This is a genomic window from Demequina sp. NBRC 110056, from assembly GCF_002090155.1.
In the GTDB taxonomy this organism is placed as follows: domain Bacteria; phylum Actinomycetota; class Actinomycetes; order Actinomycetales; family Demequinaceae; genus Demequina.
Genome location: NZ_BBRM01000005.1, coordinates 329,922 through 350,672, shown reverse-complemented (window position 1 = coordinate 350,672; position 20,751 = coordinate 329,922). Strand labels below are relative to the sequence as shown.

Below are 20,751 nucleotides of genomic sequence, written 5' to 3'. Positions count from 1 at the left end.
CCGACTTGGGGAAATCGTTATGAGATATCGCGTCGGAACGTCACGAGCCAGCCGATCGCGGCGGCGACGGCGGCGTAGCCGAGCAGCACGAGCAGGCCGGCCCACGGCGCGAGCAGGTCACCGCCGCCGGTGGTCGTGTAGAAGCTGCCGCCCGCCATCGCGTCGCCAGCGGCTCCCGGGAGGAACCTCGCGACCCCCTGCAGCGGCTCGACGAAGGACAGGGCGAAGCGCAGGATCGGCTCGACCAGCTGGGTCCAGCACAGCAGCGCGACGATGACGACCACCTGGTTGGTGATCGCCGAGCCGAAGCCGACGCCGACGAGCGCCCACACCACCAGCGCGAGCGTGCCCATCGCGATCGAGCCCCACACGTCGCCCGAGTCGAGCAGCGTGGGCTCCCCAGCGAGCGCCAGCGCTCCCGCACCGACGCCGATGCCGACGGCCATCCCGGTCACGGCGTAGATCGCGGCGAAGGGCAGCACGGCGAGGAACTTCGCGCCGATGACCTTGGCGCGCTGGGGCTCGAGCAGCAGCGTGGTGTCGATGGTGCGGTGACGGAACTCGCTCGTCACCATGAGCGCTCCCAGGATCACGGGGAACACGTAGCCGAACGAGACCGGAAGTCCGTAGATGGTGCGCACCGTGGTGAGCGGGTCGGGGGAGGCGGCCTGCGCATCGGCCCCACCCAGCTCGTCGGCGAACGCGACGGCGAACGCGATCGAGCCGGTCATGAAGGCCACGCCCGCGGCCATGCACAGGAGCAGGATCCACCACAGCCGGGTCGAGGTGAGCTTGCGGACCTCGGACAGCACCGCCGCGCTCATGCCGCGACCTCCTCGCCGGTGAGGCGCAGGAAGACGGACTCGAGCGTCTCGCCCCCGTCCGCCAGGCCGTGCACCTCGAGGCCGTCAGCGAACGCCGCGGCGCCCACCTGCGCGGCGCTCGCGCCGGAGATGGAGGCCTCGCCCACCCGCGTGGCGGTGTGGCTGTGGGGGAAGCGGTCGCGCAGGAAGCTCGCGAGCCCGTCGACGTTCGGGCTGCGCAGGGTGACCGCCGGCTGGGCCAGCGCCCGCAGCTCGTCGAGCGAGGACTGATGGCGCAACGCGCCCTTCGCGATGACCACCACGTCGTCGACCGTCTGCTCGACCTCGCTCAGCAGGTGCGAGCTGAGCAGCACCGTGCCGCCGTCGTCGGCGAACGACCGCAGGAACGAGCGCAGCCACTTGATGCCGGCCGGGTCGAGGCCGTTGGCCGACTCGTCGAGGACCAGCACGCTCGGGTCGCCCAGCAGCGCCGTCGCGAGGCCGAGGCGCTGGCGCATGCCCAGCGAGTAGCCGCCCACGCGGCGGTGCGCGGCGTCGGTCATGCCGACCGCGGCGAGGACGGTGTCGCAGCGGGCGTCGTCGACGCCGACGAGCGGGGCGTAGGACCGCAGGTGCTCGCGCGCGGTGCGGCCCGGGTGGAACGCGCCCTCGAAGTGCGCGCCCACCACCGCTCCGGGCCGCGGGTGGCGCGCGTACGCGGCGCCGCCGATGGTCGCGGAGCCCGCCGTGGCGGCGACGAGCCCCACGAGGATGCGCAGCGTGGTGGACTTTCCTGCGCCGTTGGGCCCGAGGAATCCGGTCACTCGGCCGGGCGCGGCCGAGAACGACAGGTCGTCGACGGCGGTCACCGTCCCGTAGGTCTTGGTGAGGGACGCGACCTCGATCGCTCGACGCTCCATGATCCTCCGTTGCTGCTGGTCGACTGCGGCGCTGTGCGCTCCCCGCGACCCTATCCAGCGCTGGGTATGCTGGCCACACCATGGACTCTGACAGTCATACGTCATGACCACCGCGTGGCTGCTGGTAGGCCTCGGAGTGCTCCTCACCGTGGGCACCGCGGTCTTCGTCGCCGCCGAGTTCTCCCTCGTCGCGCTCGACCCGGCCCACGTCGACGACTCCGACCGCAAGGGCCGCCGCGTGCGCCGCGCACTGAGCCGCCTGTCGACGCAGCTGTCGGGCGCCCAGGTCGGGATCACGCTCACGACCATCCTGCTGGGCTACACCGCGCAGCCGGCGCTGGTCGAGCTGCTCGAGATCCCGCTGTCGAGCACGCCGCTCGCGCGCGGCGCGGTGGCCGGCGTCGCGGGAGCGCTCTCGCTCGTGCTCGTCAACGCGTTCTCGATGATCATCGGCGAGCTGGTGCCCAAGAACGCGGCGCTCGCGGACCCCGAGCGCACCGCGCGGCTCGTGACGCCGTGGATGCTGAGCTTCACGACGGCGCTGCGGCCCCTCATCGCGGGCCTCAACCGCAGCGCGAACGGCATCCTGCGCGTGATGGGCATCGAGCCGCGCGAGGAGCTCGCCGGCGGGCGCTCACCCCAGGAGCTCGCCGCGCTGGTCCGCCGCAGCGCCGAGGCCGGGACCCTCGCGCCCTCGACCGCGCTGCTGCTCAAGAACACGATCGAGCTCGACGCGCTCACCGCCATCGACGTCATGACCGATCGCACCCGCATGCAGACGCTCGCGCGCGGCGCGGTCGCGACGGACGTCCTGGCGATCGCCCGGGCGTCGGGTCACTCCCGCTTCCCCGTCCTCGGCGACGGCGTCGACGACGTGGTGGGCATCGTGCACCTGCGCGCTGCGGTGGCGGTGCCGTTCCACGAGCGGGAGACCACCCCGGTGTCCGAGCTGATGGTCGAGGCACCGCGCATCCCCGAGACGATGCAGATGCGCCCGCTGCTGGTCGAGCTGCGCGCCCTGGGTCCCCAGTGCGCCATCGTCCTCGACGAGTACGGCGGCACCGCGGGGCTCGTCACGCTCGAGGACGTCGTGGAGGAGCTCGTGGGCGAGGTCGCCGACGAGCACGACCGCCGCCGCGCAGGTGTCCACCGCACGCCGGGCGGGGCCTGGGTGGTGCCCGGAGACCTGCGTCCGGACGAGGTGGACGAGGTGGCCGGGCTGACCATCCCGGAGTCGCCCGCCTACGAGACGGTCGCTGGGTTCGTCATGGCTCAGCTCGGCCGCGTCGCCCGCGTCGGCGACGAGGTCGCGTGCGCCGATGCGGTCATCAGGGTCGAGCGCATGGACGGCAGGCGCATCGACCGGGTGCGCCTCACCCCGCTGCCCGACGACGAGGGGGCCGAGCGATGAGCGCGGGCATGGTGTTCGCGGTCGTGGGCCTGCTGCTCGCGAACGCCTTCTTCGTGGGCGCTGAGTTCGCCGTCATCTCCGCGCGCCGCAGCTCGATAGAGCCGCGTGCGGAGGCGGGATCGCGCGCCGCCACGACGGTGCTGTGGGCGATGGAGAACGTGTCGCTGATGCTCGCCTGCGCCCAGCTGGGCATCACCGTGTGCTCGGTGTCGCTCGGTGTGGTCGCCGAGCCTGCGATCGCGCACGCGCTCGAGGGTCCGCTGCACGAGCTCGGGCTGCCGGAAGGCGCCTCGCACGCGGTGGCGGTCGCGATCGCGCTGATCATCGTCGTCGGCCTCCACGTCGTGGTGGGCGAGATGGTGCCCAAGAACGCCGCCGTGTCGAGCCCGGACCGGGCGGCCCTCGTGTTCGGGCCCCCGCTGGTGTGGATCGCGCGGGTGCTGCGCCCCATCATCGGCGCGCTGAACTGGATCGCGAACGGGCTGCTGCGGCTCGTGGGCATCGAGCCGCGCGACGAGGTCACGAGCGCGTTCACGGCGGACGAGGTCCACTCCATCGTCGAGCGCTCGAGCGAGGAGGGCACGCTGTCCGACCCGACCGGGCTGCTGACGGGCGCGATCGAGTTCTCCGACCACACGGCAGCAGACGTCATGGTTCCTGTCGCCGAGGTCGTCGGCGTGCCGTCCGGCATCAGCGTCGACGACTTCGAGCGCGCGGTCGTGACCTCGGGCTTCTCGCGGCTGCCGGTGGGCCAAGGCGACCGCTACGTGGGCTACCTCCACATCAAGGATGCGCTGTTCGCCCGCCCCGGCGAGCGCGAGGAGCCCATTCAGGACTGGCGGGTGCGCGACCTTCCCGTGATCGGGCCGGACGAGGAGATCGAGACGGTCCTCGCGCTCATGCGCGGCTCGGGTGCGCACCTCGCCGGCGTCGAGCGCGACGGCGTCACGCTGGGCCTCGTGTTCCTCGAGGACATCCTCGAGGAGCTCGTGGGAGAGGTGCGCGACGAGATGGCGCGCGAGTGAGACCGGTCCCACGCGGCTTTGTGGTGTTCGACACACCTCGTCGCTGCCGGGGTTGAGGCCACCGTTACCATTTGGTTACAATCGCACCCAACGTCGGGACCGAGGTCCCGATGACGATGGCAATCGAATTGGTCTTGGAGGCTCCCTGTGAGCACGGATGCTGACGCGCTCGCGCCCGCTCAGGCGCACCGCTCGCGCAAGCATCGCCGCCAGCAGAAGACCCAAGAGATCCAGATCCGCTCGACCCACCGCCGCCGCAAGGTCCTCACCCGCAGCGGCGTCCTCGCGGGCTTCGCCCTCGCGATGGTGGTCTACCCGATCATGGGCACCATCGCGCCGTACGCCGGCGCCGTCGAGCAGGTCACCGGCACCGCTTCGGCGGAGGCCCCCTCGACCGCCCGCGCGCTGCTGGGCGACGGCCCCCAGCTGCTCGAGTCGGAGCTGCCGCTGCCCGACCCAGACTCCGCATCGGCCGTGCTCGCCGCCGCGCAGACCTTCACCGTCAGCGCCAACCTCCCCGACTGCGACCCGTCGCTCGGGTGGGAGGGCCGCAACGGCCGCCTCACCAAGGACTCGCTGTGCTCGATCGGCGGAGGCGAGCAGCTGCGCAACGACGCCGCCGTCGCCTTCGCGGAGCTCAACGCCCGCTTCAAGGAGGAGTTCGGGCGCGACATCTGCCTGTCCGACACCTACCGCACCCTGTCCGGCCAGTACGCGACCAAGGCGAGCCAGGGCTGGCTCGCCGCGACGCCGGGCAAGTCCGTGCACGGCTGGGGCCTCGCGATCGACCTGTGCCGCACCGACGCACGCGGCGCCGCCAAGGCGTGGCTCGAGGAGAACGGCCGCACGTGGGGCTGGGTCAACCCCGGCTGGGCCAAGTCCTCGAAGTGGGAGCCGTGGCACTGGGAGTACCTGCCCGGCACCGATGCGATGGGCATCTACGAGTCCGGCTACTGGGGCGCGGGCGACGTCTACCGCAGCAGCAACTGACCTGAGCTGATCAGCAAGGCCCGGCCGCCGGCCGGGCCTTCGCCATGTCCGGCTCAGCCCACCCGGGTGACGCGGATGAGGATCACCTGCTCGGGGATGATGCCCGGCGCCTGGACGCCGTGCACGGCGAGCGCGCGCCCGGTCAGCTCGACACCGTCCGTCCACCAGGCCGTCGCCGCTCCGGTCGCCCCCGTGCTGGGGTCGGCCGGTCCGGTGCCGACCACGCGGTAGCGCGCGGCGGGATCGAGGCCCGGCAGCCTCAACGCGCCCACGGGATTGGTGTGGACGGAGTCGACGGACGCGAAGCCGTAGAGCGCCTCCGAGAGGTCTGTCGCGACCACGCCGTGGAGGACGCGGCCGGGCTCGGGCAGGTCCGAGTGCACGACGGTGCCCGAGTGGAGCAGGTCCCGGTGCTCCTTGTGCAGGGCGACCCACGCGGTCAGCGCCGCGCGGACGGCGGGCACGGACGCATCGGCGCTCGCGACGTTCCACTCGATGCCGAGGTGCCCCCACAGCGCCGTCCCGCCGCGGAAGTCGAGCCCGGCGGCACGGCCGGTGGAGTGCGCCTCCGGCGGGCCGATGTGCGCGCCCATCATCTCGGGGGGCACCACCAGGCTGGTCCACTGCTGGATGCGCTGGCGCTCGAGCGGGTCGTTGCAGTCGGAGGCCCAGATCCGCTGGGTGCGCGACAGCACCTCGAGGTCCACGCGGCCGCCGCCGCCGGCGCAGGTCTCGATCTCGATGCCGGGGAACGCCGCGTGGATGCCGTCGAGCAGCCGGTAGAAGGCGAGCGTCTGCTCGTGGCCGATGGCCCGGCCCGTGGCGCTCGAGCCCGCCTCGAGCAGGTCGCGGTTGTGGTCCCACTTGAGGTACGCGGGGCGAACCTCGGCGATGAGGGCGTGGAGGCGCTCCTCGATGTACGCGTACGCCTCGGGGTGCGTGAGGTCGAGCACCTGCTGCTGGCGGGCCTCGAGCGGCAGCCGGGGCTCGCCGCCGACCTCCGCGCGCCGCGAGGCGAGCTCGGGCTGGGCGATCCACTCGGGGTGCTCGCGGGCGAGGTCGGAGTCGGGGTTGATCATCTCGGGCTCGAACCACAGGCCGAACTCGAGCCCCTGCGCGCGCACGTAGTCGGCGAGGGGGGCTAGGCCGTCGGGGTAGACGCCGGCGTCGACGAACCAGTCGCCCAGGCCCGCGTTGTCGGCGCGTCGGTGGTTGAACCAGCCGTCGTCGAGCACGAATCGCTCGGCGCCCACGGCGGCGGCGGCGTCGGCGAGCGCGTACAGCTTGGCGTGGTCGTGGTCGAAGTAGACGGCCTCCCACGTGTTGACCGTCACGGGGCGCGGCGTGCTGGGGTGCGACGGCAGGGAGCGCAGGTGACGGTGGAAGCGCTCGGCGACCGAGTCGAGCCCGGCGGTGCCGTGCGCCCAGTAGGTCCACGGTCCCTCGTAGGTCTCGCCGGGGGCGAGGCGGATCTCGCCCGCAAACGGCAGCTCGCCGCCGCCCAGGAGGCCCTTGCCGTGCATGCCGCGCTCGGCGAGCCAGCGGGTGTTGCCCGACCAGGCCACATGCGTCGCCCAGACCTCGCCGGACCGGAAGCCGAAGCCCGCCGTGCCGGCCGCGACCAGGAAGGGGGTGTCGTGGCCGGGCTTGCCGCGGCGGCCCTCGCGCAGATGGGTGCCGTGCACCCACGCGTGGCGCTGGGGAGTGCGCTCGCGGATCCACCGGCCGGAGAAGTCGAGGATCTCGGTGGCCTCGGGCGCGGCGGGCAGGAGCAGGCTCAGCGCGTCCACGACGTAGGGCGCCTCGGTGTCGGAGGAGCCGTGGCCCGTGGAGGTGAGCGCGCCCCGGGCGCGCACGAGACCCGAGCCCAGGAGCTCGATGGTGAGATCGAGCGCGAGGTCGGCGAGCGCATCGGCCGCCCGGACGCTCACGCGCTGGACCCGGGCGTCCCCGTCCCCCTCGACGGACCGCGCGACCTCGGTGACCGTGAAGCGCGTCGCGTGATCGCGGCCCTCGCGGTGGCCCTCGAGGCCGGGCGTGCCGAACCAACCCCACGAGTGCTCGGGCAGGATCGCCACGCCGTACCGGTCGTCGAGCTCTCCGCCGCCGACGCGGGGCTCGTCGTCGGCGATGGCCAGCTGCTCGAGGTCGGCGGGCATGGTCTCGCCCAGGTCCGCGCCCCAGTGGACGATGCGGGGCAGGCGGCCCCCACGGGTGTCGAGGACGAGGGAGACGCCGGCGTCACGCAGGTGGATCAGATCGCTCATGCCCACCAGCCTAGGGTCGGCGCGGCAACTGTTCTACCAAGCGGTCAGTCGCCGGTGCCGTCGTCGCTCAGAGGCGGGCGTCCCAGTAGTCGCAGTACGGGTCCACGGGCGACACGCCGGTGAACGGCTGCTCGCCGGTGAGTGCCCGTGCGACGGCCGCGATCGTCGCCCCGTTGTTGGCGTAGGCATTGACGAACGTCTTGACGCGTGGCACGTCCTGGAGGTGGAAGGGGCTGCCGAGCGACACGAAGATCGTGGGGATCGAGTGCGTGTAGCGCGGCAGGTTGGCGGCCGTCCAGAAGGTCCACTCGAGCCGTGCGGTCGGGAAGTTCGACGCCGGCGGCACGTCCGCGACGTAGATCACGGCGTCGTAGCCGTCGAGCAGCTCGGCGCCCGTCACCGCGCCGGCACGGCCGACGGGCTGGAAGAGCGTCGCCTCACGCGGCAGGTCCTCGTGCAGGGTCGCCGCGAAGCCTCGCGCCGAGAGGTCGTCGACGAGCGCCTGCGCGGGATCGGTCGAGGGGAGCGCGCCTCCGCGCAGCGAGTACACGAGCACCCGCGGCGTCGCCTCGGGTCGCAGCGGAAGGAGGCCTTCCTCCTCCTTGACGAGGGTGACCGCGCGCGACGCCTGCTCGTGGGCCCAGCCTTCGTGGGTGCCCCGGTCGACGGCACCGAGAGCGTCGGGCACGAGGCCGTCGAGCGTCGCGGCATGCAGGCCGAGCGCGGCCTTCACCGCGAGCACACGGGTGACGGCCTCGTCGAGGCGCGCCGGGGTGATGGTGCCGGCGGCGACGCCCGCACGCATGTGGGCGAGGTCAGCGGCGTAGTCCTCCGTGAAGAGGAACATGTCGCAGCCGGCGGCGACCGAGGCAGGCACCGCCTGAGCGCGCGGCATCGACATCTGCATGCCGGCCATGAGCGAGGCGTCCGTGACCACGAGGCCGTTGAAGCCCAGCCGATCGCGCAGCAGGTCCGTGGTGATCTCGGGTGCGAGGCTCGCCGGAAGGATGTCCTCGTCCGCGATGCCGGGGCGCAGGGCGCGCGAGTACGACGGCAACGCGATGTGCGCCGCCATGATCGTCAGCGCGCCCGCGTCGATCGCCCGGCGGTACACCGTGCCGAAGGTGGAGTCCCAGTCCTCGGTGCTCAGCGAGTTGACGGTGGTGAGCAGGTGCTGGTCGCGGTCGTCGACGCCATCGCCGGGCCAGTGCTTGACGGAGGCGGCCATGCCGTGGTCCTGGAGGCCCCGGACGAAGGCCTCGCCCATCTCGGCGACGACGGAGGTGTCGTCGCCGAAGCCGCGGGTGAGGACGATGGGGTTGCGCCAGTTGAGCTGGATGTCGACGATCGGGGAGAAGGCCCACGTGATGCCCATGGCGCGTCCCTGGACGGCGCATACCTCTCCCATGCGGCGCGCGGCATCGGCGTCGCCGGTCGCCGCAGCCTGGAGCGGCGAGCCCACGCTCGTGGCGTCGAAGGCGACGCCGCTCGCGCCGGCCTCGAGGTTGGCGGCGATGAGAAGCGGCACCTCGGCCTTGTCCTGGACGTAGCGGTTGAAGCTCACCACGTCGTGCGACAGGGACGGGCGGCGCATGTAGCCGCCGGGCTCCACGACCGCGAAGTCGGCGTCAGCCTGCTCGGCGGTGTCGGGCTCGGCGAGCAGGCAGAACAGCTGACCGAGCTTGCGCTCAGGGCTCAGCGAGGCGAGCGTCGTCGCGACCCAGGCGCGTGCAGCGGCGTCGAGGCCGAACGGTGCGGCGGCGAGGTCGACGCCTGCCACGACCGTCGAGCCCGGTCGAAGGTCCTCCGCGAGGTCTCCCACCTCGGCGAGCGAGCCGATCACCGCATCGGCGCCGCCGACCACGGCGGCGGAGCCGATGCCGACGACCCGGGCTCCGGCCGCACGCGCGGCCTGGACTCCGGCGGGGGCGTCCTCGAAGACCACGCACTCGGCTGCGGGCACGCCGAGGCGCTGCGCCGCGAGCGCGAAGACCTGGGGGTCCGGCTTCGACGCCGTGAGATCGTTCCCGTCCACGACGACGTCGAACAGCTCGCGCACCTCGAGGCGGTCCAGCAGCCCGGTGGCGTTGCGGCTCGCGGACCCCAGCGCGATCGGGACGCCCGCGGCGCGCAGGCGCGTCAGCTCGTCCTTCGCCCCCGGAAGCAGGTGGGCGGGCGACACCGACGTCAGCGATCCCACGTAGCGGGCGTTCTTGGCGGTCGCGAGAGCCTCGGTGTCGACGCTCGACGGATCGATGCCGCCGGCCTCGAGCACGAGGTGCAGCGCGTCCAGGCGACCGACGCCGCGCAGGGAGGCCTCGTGCGACTCATCGAGGTCGAACCCGAGCTCGCGCGCGGTCTGCCGCCAGGCGTCGAAGTGCAGTGGCGCGGTGTCGACGATGACGCCGTCGAGGTCGAAGATGGCAGCGCGAGGCGAGGGCATGGTGGTCCTTTCGAGGCGGGAGGAGGAGGCGGCGCGGGCCGCGATCAGGCGGCGCCGGACTGGAGGTCGGCCTCACGCTGAGCGGCGAGGACGCGCTGGCGGTCGGCGCGGTGCTTCGCCTGGCGGACGGGGTGCGGCACGGGCGCTGCCATCAGCAGGCGCTGCGTGTAGGGGTGCTCGGGGCGCGCGGTGACCTGGTCGCAGTCGCCCCACTCGACGATCTCGCCCCGGTACAGCACGGCGACGCGGTGGCTGAGGTGACGCACCACCGCGAGGTCGTGCGAGACGAAGAGGTACGCGACTCCGGTGCGCTCCTGGATCTCGATGAAGAGGTCGAGCACGCGACGCTGGTTGCTCAGGTCGAGAGCGGAGACGGGCTCGTCGCACACGATCAGCGCGGGGTCGAGCGCGAGCGCCCTTGCGATGGCGATCCGCTGGCGCTGGCCACCCGAGAACTCGTTGGGGAACCGCGTCATCGAGTCGACGGGCATGTGGACCGCCTCGAGCAGCGAGGCCACGCGGTCGCGAGCCTCCGATCCCTTCGTGCCGTTCACGCGGAGAGGCTCCGTGAGCGTCTGCTCGATGGTGAGGTTGGGGTTCATCGACGTGTACGGGTCCTGGAACACCACCTGGATGTCGCGCGTGAGCTCGCGGCGGCGCTGGCGCGTCGGGTGCGAGATGTCCTCGCCGCGGTACGTAACAGTGCCGCCCGTGACGGGCGCGAGGCCGAGGATCGCACGTCCGAGCGTGGTCTTGCCCGAGCCCGACTCGCCCACGAGTCCTACGGTCTCGCCGGGCCGGATGTCGAGCGACACCCCATGGAGGATGCGGGTGGGCTCCGCGCGCATCCCGCGCCCGGGGTAGGCGACCTCGAGGTCGTCCACACGCAGCAGTGACTCGGTCATCGGGGGCCTCCCGTCTGCACGCCCTCGTCGAGGCTCGGGCGCACGGTGTCGTCGTCGAGGATGGCGCCCAGCAGCGCCTGCGTGTAGGGGTGCTGTGGCGCGTCGAACACGGTCTCGACATCGCCCTGCTCGACGATGCGGCCCTGTTGCATGACGGCCACCCGGTCGCAGATGTCGGCCACGACGCCGAAGTTGTGCGTCACGATGACCATGGCCATGCCGAGGTCGCGCTGCAGGTCGCGCAGCAGGTCCAGCACGTCCGCCTGCACGGTGACGTCGAGGGCGGTGGTGGGCTCGTCCGCGATGAGGACCTCGGGCTCCGTGGCGATGGCGCCGGCGATGAGCACGCGCTGGGCCATGCCGCCCGAGATCTGGTGCGGGTAGAGGCCCATGACCCGCTCGGGGTCGGGGATGCCGACTCGCTCGAGCAGGGTCAGCGCCCGGGTGCGCGCCTCGGACTTCGAGGCGCCGGCGACAGCGCGGATCGGCTCGATGAGCTGGAACCCGATGGTGAAGGTCGGGTCGAGGTTCGACATCGGCTCCTGGGGGATGTAGGCGATCGACCTTCCCCGCGCAGCGGCCCGCTGGGACTGCGTGGTGACCTTCCCGTGGAAGGCGATGGAGCCCGCGGACACGCGCCCGCCGCCGGGAAGCACGTCGAGGATGGAGAACGCGGTCTGAGTCTTGCCCGAGCCCGACTCCCCGACGAGGCCGAGCACCTCGCCGGCGCGGATGTCGAACGACACGTCGTGTACCACGACGGTGCGGTCCTTGGCGCGATCGCCGTACGAGACCTCGAGGCCCCGCACGGACAGCGCTGCCTGGCCATCGTGGTGGTCGGCCGCCGCCGTGGCGGGAGCCGTCGCCTTCGAGCGGCGAGCGGTCGACGAGCGCTCCAGCACGTCGCGCAGAGCGTTGGCGAACAGCGTCAGGGCGACGGAGATGATGACGATCGCGAGCGTGGGCCACACGAGCAGCCACGGCTGGCGGTAGATGGCCTGGAAGCCATCGTTGAGCATGCCTCCCCAGGTGATCAGCTCCCGGTCGCCGAGTCCGAGGAACTCGAGACCCGCCTGGATGCCGATGGCGACGCCTGCGATGCCCGCCGCCTGGATGATGACGGGCGCACGGACGACCGACAGGATGTGCCGTCCGATGATGCGGGCGTCCGAGAGTCCGGAGGTGCGGGCGGCGTCGACGTAGAGCTCGTGGCGCACTCCGGACACCACCGCGAAGGTCAGGCGGTAGAAGGCAGGGGACACGATCACGCCGAAGATCACCATGGACCACCAGAGACTGGGGCCGATCACGGTGCGCGCGGCGAGCAGCACGACCATCGACGGCAGCGCGAGGAACAGCGAGGCGCCGTAGGAGAAGACCGCCTCGAACCAGCCGCGGTAGTACCCGGCGATGAGGCCGCCGCTGATGCCGATCACGCCCGCGACCACCAACGCGATGCCGGCGCCTAACATGGAATAGCGGGTGGCGACCAGGAGGCGCGACAGCACGTCGCGGCCGGAGGGGTCGGTGCCGAGCAGGTGCTCGCCGCCGGGCGGCAGGAGGATGTCCTGCAGCGAGGTCTGATACGGGTCGTGCGGGGCGATCCAGGCGCCGATCACCGCGATCACGAGGTAGAGCGTGATCGTCAGCACCGCGATGAGCCCCAACGGCTGGCGCAGCACGGCGCGCGCGAGGGAGGGACGACGGGGGGTCGTGGCGTGGGTCATGACAGACGCACCTTCGGGTTGAGCCAGGCCTGGATGAGGTCGATGAGCAGGTTGACGGCGACGACGAGCATGACGGTCACGACGACGATGCCCATGATGACGGGCACGTCTCCGGTCAGCGTCGACGAGACCGTGAGCTTGCCGAGCCCCGGAATCGCGAACACCTGCTCGACCACCACCGCGCCGCCGAGCAGCGCGATGAACATCAGGGCGAGGACGTTGAGGGCCGGTGTGGCGGCGTTGCGCAGCACGTGGCGGAAGACGATGGAGCGGCGTGACAGCCCGCGGCACTCGAGGGTGCGCACGTAGTCCTTGCGCTGCTCGTCGAGCATCGATCCGCGCACCTGTTGGGTGACGGCAGCTACTCCGGCGACGGCGAGCGCGGTGATGGGAAGCACCGCCGTCTGGATCCAGCCGGAGAACGATTCTGTGGGACGGACGTAGCCCGTGGCGGCGAACCAGCCGAGGTCGATCGCGACGAACAGCACGAGCAGCATCGCGATGAGGAAGCCGGGCACGGCCGCGCCGATGAGCGAGACCACCTGGATGGTGCGATCGGACCACCCGCCACGGCTGGCGGCGAGCGTCCCGAGCACGATCGCTCCGAGCGCCGACACGATGACGGCGGCGATGACGAGGGTGAGCGTCACCGAGACACGTCCACCCAGCACCTCCGTCACGGGGGCACGCGAGGCCCACGAGGTGCCGAAGTCGCCGGTCAGGGCGCCCGTCAGCCAGTCCCAGTAGCGCGTGAGGAGCGGCTGGTCGAGGCCAAGCTCGGCGGCCTTCGCCGCGACCTGCTCATCCGTGGCCGTCGGGCCGAGCAGGTTGCGCGCGACGTCGCCGCTGCTGATGTACAGCAGCAGGTAGGCGGCGCTCGAGATGACGAACAGCAGGCTGATGCCGCTGATCACTCGCCGGGTGATGAAGCGTCCCACGTTGGGCTCCAGACGGGTCGTGCGGTGAAGAAGGGGGTTGTCACCCGGGGAGCGCCGGAAGGCGCTCCCCGGGTGGGGTCATCAGCCCTCGGTCGGGACGATGTTCCACAGGTAGGGGTAGATGTTGCCCACCTGCGGGGTGACGTCGGTCTCGGCGTCGGTGTAGAAGGTCGTGACGGTGCGGTACCAGGGGTTGAACCACGCCTCCTCGACGATGTGAGCGTTGAGCTCCGAGGCGGCGAGCGTCGCCTCCTCGGGGACGCTCGACTGCAGCAGCTCGCCGTAGCTCGCGACGGTCTCATCGAACTCGTGGAACGCGTTCCACGGCGCCGACACCGCGAGCTCGAGGTTGTACGTCTCCCAGGCCGTCGCGGGCTGCTCGAGGCGCATCGAGGCGATCGGCGTCTGCCCGCCGAGCATCACTCCGAAGTAGTCCTGCGGAGCCACCTCGTAGAAGGACGCGGTGATGCCGACGTCAGCGAGCTGCTGGCCCACCAGGTCGAACGTCGCCGGCGGCACGAAGCTCACCGTGGGGAACTCGATGGTGAAGCCGTCGCCGTAGCCCGCCTCGTCGAGCAGTTCGCGAGCCAGCTCGGGGTCGTACGGGTAGCGGCTCTCGAGCTCCTCGCTGAAGCCCTCGGTGTTCTTGCCGAAGATCTGCGTGGTGACCTCGCCGCGACCGCCGGCCAGGGCCTGCAGCAGACCCTCCTTGTCGATCGCGTGGTTGATGGCCTGACGGACGCGAACGTCGGCGAGCGGCTCGGACAGCTGGCCGCCGCGGTCGAACAGCAGCAGGCCCTCCCAGTCCTGGGCGTACTCGTGTGCGGTGTAGCCAGCGCCGACGATCTGGTCGAAGCCGTCGTAGCCCGAGTACAGGGCGGCGTCGAGCTGGTTGCCCAGCAGCGCGTTCTGCATCGATACCGGGTCCTCGAAGACGGTCATGACGATCTCGTCGTAGTGCTGGTACTCGGGAGCCCAGTAGTCCGCGTTCGCGGTGAACGTGTAGGTCGCGTCGGTGACCGTGCGCGCCTCGTCGAGGACGTACGGGCCGGTGCCGACCGGCGCCGGGTCGTCGAACGACGCCGGCGACTCCTGGTAGCCGGCGGCGCGGGACAGGTTGAGCAGCAGGGCGGGGTCCGGCGCGCTCAGCGTGATCTCGAGCGTGGTGGGGTCCGTGGCGACGGCGTCGGCGACGTTCGCCAGCCAGTTGGCGTTCTCCGCGGCGCCGTCACGGAACCGGAGGATGTTCTGAGCGGCCACGTCGGCGTCGAAGGGCGTGCCGTCGGTGAACACGACGTCGTCGCGGATCCCCAGCGAAAGGACGAGGCCGGTCTCGTCGTACTCCCACGCAGTCGCGAGGCTCGGCTCGAGCTGGTTGTCCGGAGTCGCGCGGATCAGGGTGTCGTAGACGGCCTGGCCATACGGCGCCTTGGTGGCGAAGGACATGTCCGCTGCGACGAAGCCGCCCTGTCCGGGCGCGTCGACCATGCCGAGGTTCAGTAGCGGGGCATTCGCCGCCGCGCTTGAGTCGCCGGTCGGTGAGGTCGACTCAGCGTCGGAAGGGGTGTCAGTGGAGCTGCATGCCGCCAGCGTCAGGGCGCCGATCGCGCCGAGCGCGGCTGCTCGATACGAAAACTTCATTGTTCCTCAATCTCCGTTGGTTGTGGACCGATCGAGCTGACCGGCACCGCTGCACCGTAACACAGAAACTGAATGGGTAGTTAGTTTTCGATTCGGGTCCCGCAATGCCCTGGCTTGGGGTGCTACCGTGGCGTGCCATGACGACATCGACGACGTCCCGCGGGACCTACGCCAAGACCGCCGAGCGGCGCCGAGAGATCCTCGACGCGGCGTTCGAGGTGTTCTCGACGAGCGGCTACACCAACGGCTCGCTGCGCGATGTCGCGGACCGCGTGGGGATCACGCAGGCGGGCATCCTCTTCCACTTCAAGTCCAAGACAGAGCTCCTCGCGGCCGTGCTGGAGAAGCGCGACCAGCGCAGTCGCGAGTACTTCGCGACCGTGACCGAGCCGGGGCTCGAGCAGCTGCGTGCGTTTGTCGAGGTCGTCCGGCGAAACTGTGAAGAACCAGGGATGATCGAGCTCTACACGATCCTCACGGCGGAGGCGACGGTCGAGGGCCATCCGGCCCACGAGTTCTTCCGAGGCCGCTACGACTGGATCCGTTCCGAGGCTCAGCAGTCGTTCATCACCATGCGCGAGGAGGGGACGCTGCGCGCCGGCGTCGAGCCGGCGCATGCCGCCCGTTCGATGCTCGCGATCGTCGACGGGATGCAGCTCCAGTGGCTGTATGACCGCAGCGGCATGGACCTGGTCGCGGATGTGCGCGCGCACCTGCAGTCCCTCATCACCGTGCCCCTGTGATCGGCGGCTCGACGGTGTCCTCTGGCCGCCGCATCGTGTGACATTTCTCTCGAAAACTGAAGGACTCGAAGTATGAACTCCGTCGCCGTCGACGCACTTCCGCGCGCGATCCTGACCATCGCTGGCAGTCGTGGGCGCTCCCACCTCGGTTCGGCGCGGCCCGCGCTGACGTGGCGCGTCGAGACCGACGAGGTCGGCTGGCGCCAGGCGCGAGCGGAGATTCGACTCGAGCGCGACGGCGCCGTGACGGTCGCCGCGCTCGATGGCGCTTCATCCGTGGCGGTCGCCTGGCCGTTCGAACCTCTAGCGGCGTACGACTCGGTGACGATCGCCGTTCGCGTCCAGGGAGCCTCCGCGCGGTGGGGCCCCTGGAGCGACGCGGTGGCCGTTCGCACCGGGCCGTTGTCGGGCGCTGACCTGAGGTACGAGTTCGTCACGGCTCCGGACAGTCCGGCTGCCGAGCCCGATCTCGCCGCCCCGCGCCCGACCTTCCGGGCGCGGACGACGGTGGTGGTTCGCGAGGGCCTGGTGTCGGCGTCGCTCACGACCACCGCGCTCGGCGTCTACGACGCGGTAATCGACGGGACGCCGGTGTCCGACGAGGTGCTTGCCCCGGGCTGGACGTCGTACGACGATCGTGTCCTGTTCCAGACCTCAGACGTCACGGCTGCGCTGGCGCCCGGCGTGCACGTGCTGGGCGCCGAGGTCGCCGAGGGTTGGTACGGGGAGCGCTACGGCTTCGATGGGCAGTTCGCCCGCGGCTACGACGGACCCCTCGCGGTCCTGGCGCAGCTGCGCCTCGAGTACCGCGACGGTTCGATCGAGTGGATCGGCACCGACGGCACGTGGGAGACCACGTGGGACGGACCCACCGTGTCGGCCTCGATCTACCAAGGCGAGCGGCGCGACGACCGTGCGGCGGATGAGTGGCTGACGCGCGGCGATGCGAAGGCGGTCGGGGCGGTGAGGCGTGCCGTCCAGGTGGCGCCCGGCGTGGGGTCGCTCGAGCCCGCCATCGCGCCGCCGGTGCGACGCATCGAGACGGTCGAGCCCGTCGGAATCGACTGGTCGGGCGGCAATGCCGTCGTCGACCTCGGCCAGAATCTGGTGGGGTGGGTGCGGCTGCGTGCCACCGCGGAGCCGGGCACCGAGGTCACACTGCGCCACGCGGAGGTCCTCGACGACGGAGTGCTCGCTACCCGGCCGCTGCGTCACGCCGCGGCGACGGACACCGTGATCGTCGGGGAGTCGGGCGAGGTGGAATTCGCGCCGCGCTTCACGTTCCACGGGTTCCGCTACGTCGAGATCGCGGGGCTCGCCTCCGAGAGCGACCTCGTGTCCATCGAGGCCGTCGTCGTCCACACCGACATGGAGCGCACCGGCACCTGGTCGAGCTCGAACGATCTGCTCAACCAGCTGCACTCCAACGTGGTGTGGGGCATGCGTTCGAACTTCCTGTCGATCCCGACGGACTGCCCGCAACGCGACGAACGTCTGGGGTGGACCGGTGACATCCAGGTCTTCGCGCCCACCGCCGCTTACCTGTACGACTGCGCATCGATGCTCGAGTCGTGGCTGGTCGACCTCGGTCATGAGCAGCGCCGCCTCGACGGGGTGGTCCCTCCGATCGTGCCTGCGCCTGTCGCCGCCGGACCCGCTCTGCCGGCAGCGGCATGGGGAGACGCCGCGACCCTCGTGCCTGAGGCTCTGTACCGCGCCTTCGGCGACGCCGAGGCCCTCGAGGCGCGGTACGAGCCGATGGTGGAGTGGGTCGAGGCCGTGCTGGCGGCTGCAGGTGACGGCGGCCTGTGGGAGGGCGGCTTCCAGTTCGGCGACTGGCTCGACCCCACGGCGCCGCCCTTCAATCCCGCGGACGCGAAGACGAGCCCCGACGTCGTGGCGAGCGCCTACCTGTTCCGCTCGCTCACGGCGGTGGCCGCCGCTGCGGACCTCCTGGGCCGCGAGGACGATGCGCAGCGCTACGCGGCGCTCGCCGACCGCTCGCGCGAGGCCTTCCTGGATGCCTACGTCTCGCCCGATGGGCGTATCGTCTCCGACGCCCACACGGCGTATGCGATCGCGATCACGTTCGGGCTGCTCGAGGGGGACCCGCGACGTCACGCCGCCGGCGCGCGCCTCGCGCAGCTCGTGACCGCTCACGCCTACCGCATCCGCACGGGCTTCGTCGGGACGCCTCTGATCTGCGACGCCCTCACCCTCACGGGGCACCGTGACGTCGCCTACCGCCTCCTGCTCGAGGAGGGGTGCCCGTCGTGGCTCTACCCCGTCACGATGGGTGCGACCACCATCTGGGAGCGATGGGACTCCCTGCAGCCCGACGGCTCGGTCAACCCCGGCGAGATGACCTCGTTCAACCACTACGCGCTGGGTGCCGTCGCCGACTGGATGCACCGGGAGATCGGCGGCATCGAGCCGCTCGCGCCGGCGTACTCGCGAGTTCGGATCGCCCCACGGCCTGGAGGAGGGCTCACGTCCGCTGAGGCCTCGATCGCCTCGCCGTATGGGCGGGTGTCGTGCGCGTGGCGCATCGAGAGCGGTGAGCTCACGGTCTCGGCCGAGGTCCCGCCCAACACTGTGGCCGTCATCGACCTGCCCGGTGCGGACGTCGAGGAGGTGGGCAGCGGCGTACACCAGCGGACGGTGCCGTGGAGCGCGACCGACGAGGGGCCGGCGCGCATCACCCTCGACACCCCGTTGTCCGTGCTGGTCCACGATGGCCAGGCCGTCGGAACGCTCATGGGCGTGTTCGCGCAGACCGGCTACTTCATCGGGCTCGGCTGGACCGATGGCGGCAAGTGGCGGCCGGACTTCTCGCTGCGCAACGGGCTGCCGATGCTCAAGCCGCACCAGCACGAGGCGCTCGCCGGTGCGCTGACGGGCCTCAATGCCTCGCGAGGCTTCCACGCGGTCGAGGGGGAGTGGGAGCTGCCCGGGATGTAGCGAGTTGCCAGACCTTCAGATCGTGAGCAGCACCTTGATCGCCTCGCGCTGGTCCATCGCACGGTAGCCCTCGGCGGCCTCGGAGAGCGGAAGCGAACGGTCGAAGACCTTGCCTGGCTCGATCTGCCGACGCCAGATCCGATCCAGCAGGTCTGGCAGGAAGTGCCGTACTGGTGCGGGGCCACCGTGGACGTGCACGCCTGAGAAGAACAAGGCCAGCCCATCGATCGACACGTCGTGCGTCACGCCGACGAAGCCCAGGTGGCCGCCCGCCCGGGTGGCGGAGAGCGCCTGCATCATCGACTCCTGCGTGCCCACTGCCTCGATGGTGCTGTGCGCGCCCAGCCCGTCGGTGAGGTCCTTGATGTGCGCCGCGCCGTCCCTGCCACGCTCCTCGACGATGTCGGTCGCGCCGAAGTCGCGTGCGAGCGCCTGGCGCGCGGGGTTGCGGCTCATCGCGATGATGCGCTCCGCGCCGAGCTCGCGTGCCGCGAGCACGCCCAGCAGCCCCACTGCTCCGTCGCCGACGACCGCAACCGACGCTCCGGGTCGAACCTGGGCCGCGACGGCCGCGAACCATCCCGTGCCGAGCACGTCCGACGCAGCGAGGACCGAGGGCAGAAGATCGCGCTCTGGCGGTGCCGGCGTGGCGACGAGCGTGCCATCTGCCAGCGGTACCCGCAGGAGCTCAGCCTGAGCGCCTCCCGACGCGGCGGGCTCCCGGTTGACGCAGTGCGTGTGATACCCGGAACGGCAGATCTCGCAGGTGTTGTCGGAGGCGAAGAACGATCCGACGACGAAGTCGCCAACCTTGACGGTCGTGACGTCGGCGCCGACGGCGACCACGGTTCCCGCATACTCGTGGCCCATCGGGGTCGGCGGTGACGCGAGTGGCTCGAGGCCGCGGTACGCCCACAGGTCCGAGCCGCAGATGCAAGATGCCGCCAGCTGGACGATGGCGTCCGTCGGCCGCAGGATCTGTGGTTCGTCCCGAGCCTCGACCCGGACGTCGCCGGGCCCATACATCAGCGCGCCGAGCATTCACTGACCTCCGAGGTTCTGTTGCGTGGGCTGCCGGCGAGGTGCGGGGTCGGGGGCCGCTTCCCAGCTCGCGAGGAGCCGCAAGCCATCGTCAGCGGCGGTGCCCGGCTCGGCGGTGAAGACGGTCATCTGGATCGACTCGTGGCCCACGAGGTCCAGCCCGTTGAAGTGGAGGTCCAGCTCGCCGACGACGGGGTGACGCAGCGCCTTGGTCCCGGACTCGTGCTCCCACACGTCGTGGCTTCCCCACAACGCGCGGAAGTGGTCGCTGCGGGTCGAGAGCTCGCCCACCAGGTCGTGCAGCGGCTTGCTGTGGGGATCGCGGCCAGCCTCGGTCCGCAGCTGTGCGACGTTCACCGCGGCCGCGACGTCCCACTCGCGGTAGAACTGCCGCGCGCTCGGCTCGAGGAAGATGTAGCGCGCGAAGTTGGGTGTCGGTGTCGTCGAGGACTCGATCATGTCCGAGACCAGGGCGCCGCCGAGCCGGTTCCATGCCAGCAGATCGGTGCGGCCATTGCCCACCAACGCCGCTGCGTGGTCCATCGAGTCGAGCAGCCACTGCATGCTGGGCGACGGGGACCACACGTCGCGTGCGGCGCGGCGGGTACGGGACGCCTTGCTGGAGCCGGCGCCGCGTTGGGCGAGCCGGTACAGATGATCGCGTTCCGCCGGCGCGAGCTGGAGTGCCTTGGACAAGCCGTCTAGGACGGCATCCGAAGCGCCGGCGATCGCCCCGCGTTCGAGGCGCGAGTAGTACTCGACGCTCACGCCGGCGAGCGCTGCGACCTCGCCGCGACGCAGACCCGGCACTCTCCGGTTGACGCCGCGAGGGAGGCCCACGTCCTCCGGCTCGACGCGCGCGCGGCGAGACATCAGGAACTCTCGCACCTCATCGCGGCTGTCCATGTGGTCAGGATAGGAGCGGGCGAGGGACTG

General features: G+C 71.3%; 15 protein-coding genes. 5 read left to right on the top strand and 10 right to left on the bottom strand.

Annotated elements, in window-relative coordinates; all coding sequences use genetic code 11:
* Positions 1–17: 17 nt before the first annotated feature.
* Entirely contained in the window at positions 18–824 is an 807-nt protein-coding gene (locus B7K25_RS09735) for an ABC transporter permease (protein WP_084105834.1), read from the bottom strand.
* Positions 821–1,723, bottom strand: coding sequence for an ATP-binding cassette domain-containing protein (locus B7K25_RS09730; protein ID WP_084105832.1), 903 nt, complete (start codon positions 1,721–1,723; stop codon positions 821–823). The genes B7K25_RS09735 and B7K25_RS09730 overlap by 4 nt, the downstream gene beginning before the upstream one ends.
* Positions 1,724–1,826: 103 nt before the next feature.
* On the opposite strand from B7K25_RS09730, the gene B7K25_RS09725 reads away from it, so the two are divergent.
* The 3 genes from B7K25_RS09725 (at position 1,827) to B7K25_RS09715 (ending at position 5,149) form a co-directional block, all read left to right on the top strand.
* The gene (locus tag B7K25_RS09725) at positions 1,827–3,134 is read left to right on the top strand and encodes a hemolysin family protein (protein ID WP_084105830.1); all 1,308 of its coding nucleotides are present in this window, start codon (positions 1,827–1,829) and stop codon (positions 3,132–3,134) included.
* On the top strand, positions 3,131–4,159 hold the full coding sequence (locus tag B7K25_RS09720; protein WP_084105829.1) for a hemolysin family protein: 1,029 nt from the start codon (positions 3,131–3,133) through the stop codon (positions 4,157–4,159). Before B7K25_RS09725 ends, B7K25_RS09720 begins: the two co-directional genes overlap by 4 nt.
* 147 nt (positions 4,160–4,306) lie before the next feature.
* Positions 4,307–5,149, top strand: coding sequence for a D-alanyl-D-alanine carboxypeptidase family protein (locus B7K25_RS09715; protein WP_084105827.1), 843 nt, complete (start codon positions 4,307–4,309; stop codon positions 5,147–5,149).
* Positions 5,150–5,202: 53 nt separating this feature from the next.
* Here B7K25_RS09715 and B7K25_RS09710 read toward each other — a convergent pair whose 3' ends face one another.
* The 6 genes from B7K25_RS09710 to B7K25_RS09685 form a co-directional block, all read right to left on the bottom strand.
* On the bottom strand, positions 5,203–7,416 hold the full coding sequence (locus tag B7K25_RS09710; RefSeq protein ID WP_084105825.1) for an alpha-galactosidase: 2,214 nt from the start codon (positions 7,414–7,416) through the stop codon (positions 5,203–5,205).
* A gap of 67 nt (positions 7,417–7,483) precedes the next feature.
* A complete protein-coding gene (gene pgmB, locus B7K25_RS09705) occupies positions 7,484–9,859 on the bottom strand; it encodes a beta-phosphoglucomutase (RefSeq protein WP_084105823.1) in 2,376 nt (791 codons plus the stop codon).
* 44 nt (positions 9,860–9,903) lie between these two features.
* Entirely contained in the window at positions 9,904–10,764 is an 861-nt protein-coding gene (locus B7K25_RS09700) for an ATP-binding cassette domain-containing protein (protein ID WP_084105821.1), read from the bottom strand.
* Positions 10,761–12,491, bottom strand: a complete 1,731-nt coding sequence (locus B7K25_RS09695; RefSeq protein ID WP_084105819.1) for a dipeptide/oligopeptide/nickel ABC transporter permease/ATP-binding protein — start codon at positions 12,489–12,491, stop codon at positions 10,761–10,763. Before B7K25_RS09695 ends, B7K25_RS09700 begins: the two co-directional genes overlap by 4 nt.
* Positions 12,488–13,429, bottom strand: coding sequence for an ABC transporter permease (locus B7K25_RS09690; RefSeq protein WP_084105817.1), 942 nt, complete (start codon positions 13,427–13,429; stop codon positions 12,488–12,490). Before B7K25_RS09690 ends, B7K25_RS09695 begins: the two co-directional genes overlap by 4 nt.
* A gap of 81 nt (positions 13,430–13,510) precedes the next feature.
* The gene (locus B7K25_RS09685) at positions 13,511–14,917 is read right to left on the bottom strand and encodes an ABC transporter substrate-binding protein (RefSeq protein WP_159450178.1); all 1,407 of its coding nucleotides are present in this window, start codon (positions 14,915–14,917) and stop codon (positions 13,511–13,513) included.
* A gap of 290 nt (positions 14,918–15,207) precedes the next feature.
* Here B7K25_RS09685 and B7K25_RS09680 point away from each other — a divergent pair, with 290 nt between their 5' ends.
* Positions 15,208–15,813 carry a TetR/AcrR family transcriptional regulator gene (locus B7K25_RS09680; protein ID WP_084105813.1) on the top strand — a complete coding sequence of 202 codons (606 nt, stop codon included), beginning with the start codon at positions 15,208–15,210 and terminating at the stop codon, positions 15,811–15,813.
* Positions 15,814–15,885: 72 nt separating this feature from the next.
* Positions 15,886–18,774, top strand: a complete 2,889-nt coding sequence (locus B7K25_RS09675) for a family 78 glycoside hydrolase catalytic domain (protein ID WP_084105812.1) — start codon at positions 15,886–15,888, stop codon at positions 18,772–18,774.
* Between the two features lie 15 nt (positions 18,775–18,789).
* Here B7K25_RS09675 and B7K25_RS09670 read toward each other — a convergent pair whose 3' ends face one another.
* Complete coding sequence (locus B7K25_RS09670; protein WP_084105810.1) at positions 18,790–19,815, bottom strand: zinc-dependent alcohol dehydrogenase family protein; 1,026 nt, start codon at positions 19,813–19,815, stop codon at positions 18,790–18,792.
* On the bottom strand, positions 19,816–20,721 hold the full coding sequence (locus B7K25_RS09665) for a helix-turn-helix transcriptional regulator (protein WP_084105808.1): 906 nt from the start codon (positions 20,719–20,721) through the stop codon (positions 19,816–19,818).
* Positions 20,722–20,751 lie beyond the last annotated feature (30 nt).

Bases quoted from the DNA above. Each gene is read 5' to 3' on its own strand.
- pgmB (WP_084105823.1), bottom strand. From the start codon at position 9,859: ATGCCCTCGCCTCGCGCTGCCATCTTCGACCTCGACGGCGTCATCGTC.
- B7K25_RS09730 (WP_084105832.1), bottom strand. From the start codon at position 1,723: ATGGAGCGTCGAGCGATCGAGGTCGCGTCCCTCACCAAGACCTACGGG.
- B7K25_RS09685 (WP_159450178.1), bottom strand. From the start codon at position 14,917: ATGGTCGACGCGCCCGGACAGGGCGGCTTCGTCGCAGCGGACATGTCC.
- B7K25_RS09720 (WP_084105829.1), top strand. From the start codon at position 3,131: ATGAGCGCGGGCATGGTGTTCGCGGTCGTGGGCCTGCTGCTCGCGAAC.
- B7K25_RS09665 (WP_084105808.1), bottom strand. From the start codon at position 20,721: ATGGACAGCCGCGATGAGGTGCGAGAGTTCCTGATGTCTCGCCGCGCG.
- B7K25_RS09710 (WP_084105825.1), bottom strand. From the start codon at position 7,416: ATGAGCGATCTGATCCACCTGCGTGACGCCGGCGTCTCCCTCGTCCTC.
- B7K25_RS09735 (WP_084105834.1), bottom strand. From the start codon at position 824: ATGAGCGCGGCGGTGCTGTCCGAGGTCCGCAAGCTCACCTCGACCCGG.
- B7K25_RS09725 (WP_084105830.1), top strand. From the start codon at position 1,827: ATGACCACCGCGTGGCTGCTGGTAGGCCTCGGAGTGCTCCTCACCGTG.
- B7K25_RS09675 (WP_084105812.1), top strand. From the start codon at position 15,886: ATGAACTCCGTCGCCGTCGACGCACTTCCGCGCGCGATCCTGACCATC.
- B7K25_RS09680 (WP_084105813.1), top strand. From the start codon at position 15,208: ATGACGACATCGACGACGTCCCGCGGGACCTACGCCAAGACCGCCGAG.
- B7K25_RS09670 (WP_084105810.1), bottom strand. From the start codon at position 19,815: ATGCTCGGCGCGCTGATGTATGGGCCCGGCGACGTCCGGGTCGAGGCT.
- B7K25_RS09700 (WP_084105821.1), bottom strand. From the start codon at position 10,764: ATGACCGAGTCACTGCTGCGTGTGGACGACCTCGAGGTCGCCTACCCC.
- B7K25_RS09695 (WP_084105819.1), bottom strand. From the start codon at position 12,491: ATGACCCACGCCACGACCCCCCGTCGTCCCTCCCTCGCGCGCGCCGTG.